Raw genomic sequence first — 2,081 nt, forward strand, 5'->3', positions numbered from 1 at the left:
CGGTACGTGGCGGGTGGCTGGGTCGCGTCGCGGCCCGGCGACACCGAGCTGACCGGCGCGGCCGTGGTCGACCCGGACGAGCTGGCGACCATCAGCGTGGTGACGACCGACGGCCGGGTCCTGGTCAGCGGGAACGGTTCCGCCACCCGCGCACCGTGATTCGCCCGCACGGGCACGTCCGCTCGCGCGTTCGCGTGGACGCCGTCTCAGCCGGGCGGTCGACGTGCCCGCCACCGGCGGGGTGTGCCTAAGCTGGGACCGTGAGGTGGTCGTCGGCCCTGCTGCTGGTGCTCGTGCTGGCGGCCGGCTGCGCGGACGGCCGCACGGTGGCCATCGGTGACGTGCCGGTGGCGGTCGAGTCGGTCACCACCACGCCCGACGCGTCGACCGGCTCGTTCCGCGTCGACTGCGGCCGCAACGAGTCGCGCCACCTCAACGCCGACAACATGGTGATCGCGCCCGGTCAGCGGTTCGGCGCGCACCACACCCACGAGTACGTCGGCAACCTGAGCACGAACGCCGACTCCACGGACGCGTCCCTGGCCGCCGCCGGGACCACCTGCCCGGCCGACGACCGGTCCACCTACTACTGGCCGGTGCTGCGGCTGACCGACCGGACCGGCCACGACGAGCACGCGCCCGGCGGCGGCGTCCACGGCAACACGGGCGAGGTGCTGCCGCCGTCGAGCGTGGAGGTCACGTTCACCGGCAGCCCGGTCAGCCACGTCGTGCCGATGCCCAGGTTCCTGCGGGCGATCACCGGCGACCCGGCGGCGCTCAACACCGGCCGCGGGCGGGTGCGGTGGAGCTGCACCGGGTTCGAGGACCGGCGCACCGACCGCTACCCCGAGTGCGGGCGCGGGAGCATGGTGCTGCGCACGTTCGAGTTCCCCAGCTGCTGGGACGGCCGCACCACCGACAGCCCGAGCCACCGGGCGCACCTGGACTTCCCGGCGTCCAACGGCGTGTGCCGGCCCGGCTCGTTCCCGGTGCCGAAGCTGACGGTGCGCGTCGCCTACGACGTGCCCGCCGGGCGGCCGTACGCCATCGACAGCTTCCCCGACCAGCGGCACGACCCGCGCACCGACCACGCGATGTTCGTCAACGTGATGCCGGTCGAGCTGATGGACCGCGTCACGACCTGCCTGAACACCGGGCAGACCTGCCGGTAGCCCGACCGGTCCCGGAGACCTCCCGCGCCACGCCGTGCGGACGCCCCCGGGAAACTCCTCCCGCTCCCGGTGAACCGAACCCGCCCGGCGTGCGTGTCCGTGGCGAGAGGTTCACGAGAGGAGTGGGTGGATGGCGGCTCTGTGGTCCCGGAGACGGGAGGCCGCGGCCGACGAGGCACTGATCCGATCCCTCTACGAGGAGCACGGTCGGGCGCTGCTCGCCTACGCGACGCGGTTGACCGGGGATCGGGCGGCGGCCGAGGACGTCGTCCAGGAAACCCTCGTGCGCGCTTGGCGGCACCCGGACGCCCTGGTGAACGGCAAGGGGTCGGTCCGCGGCTGGTTGCTCACGGTGGCGCGCAACATCGTCACGGACCGGATCAGGGCGAGGGCGGCCCGGCCGCAGGAGGTGGCCGAGACACCGGCGACCCCGCCGGTGCAGCGCGACCACGCCGACTCCGTGGTGGACTCGATGGTGGTGCTCGAAGCCCTGGACAGGTTGTCGTCCGACCACCGCGACGTGCTGATGGAGATCTACTTCCGCGGCCGGAGCGTGACCGAGGCGGCCGAGGCCTTGGGGGTGCCCCCGGGCACGGTGAAATCCAGGTCGCACTACGCGTTGCGGGCGTTGCGGGAGACGTTCGTCGGGCAACAGGTCGCGCTGAAGGGGGTGACGGGATGACCACGAACCACGATCCACAGCTGCTCGGCGCCTACGTGCTGGGCGTGCTCGACGAGCCGGAGGCGCGTGCCGTGGAGGACCACCTGGCGTCCTGCCCGCGGTGCCGCGCCGAGTTGGCCGACCTGCGGGTGATGGAGGAGGCCATGGGCGACGTGCCTGCCGAGGCGTTGCTCGACGGCCCGCCCGAGGGCGGTGACCTGCTGCTGCAGCGCACGCTGCGGCAGGTG

At 73.3% G+C, this 2,081-nt stretch carries 3 protein-coding genes; all 3 read left to right on the forward strand.

The genetic code is table 11. From position 1 onward, the window contains the following. Positions 1 to 260: 260 nt before the first annotated feature. Positions 261 to 1,172, forward strand: a complete 912-nt coding sequence (locus AB0G02_RS36785; protein ID WP_360804088.1) for a DUF1996 domain-containing protein — start codon at positions 261 to 263, stop codon at positions 1,170 to 1,172. Between the two features lie 130 nt (positions 1,173 to 1,302). Continuing rightward, positions 1,303 to 1,854, forward strand: coding sequence for a sigma-70 family RNA polymerase sigma factor (locus tag AB0G02_RS36790; RefSeq protein WP_360804091.1), 552 nt, complete (start codon positions 1,303 to 1,305; stop codon positions 1,852 to 1,854). Further along, on the forward strand, positions 1,851 to 2,081 hold a 231-nt coding region (locus tag AB0G02_RS36795), incomplete at its 3' end, for a zf-HC2 domain-containing protein (protein WP_360804094.1). The genes AB0G02_RS36790 and AB0G02_RS36795, both read left to right, overlap by 4 nt.

This window comes from Actinosynnema sp. NPDC023658 (assembly GCF_040639995.1).
GTDB lineage: Bacteria > Actinomycetota > Actinomycetes > Mycobacteriales > Pseudonocardiaceae > Actinosynnema.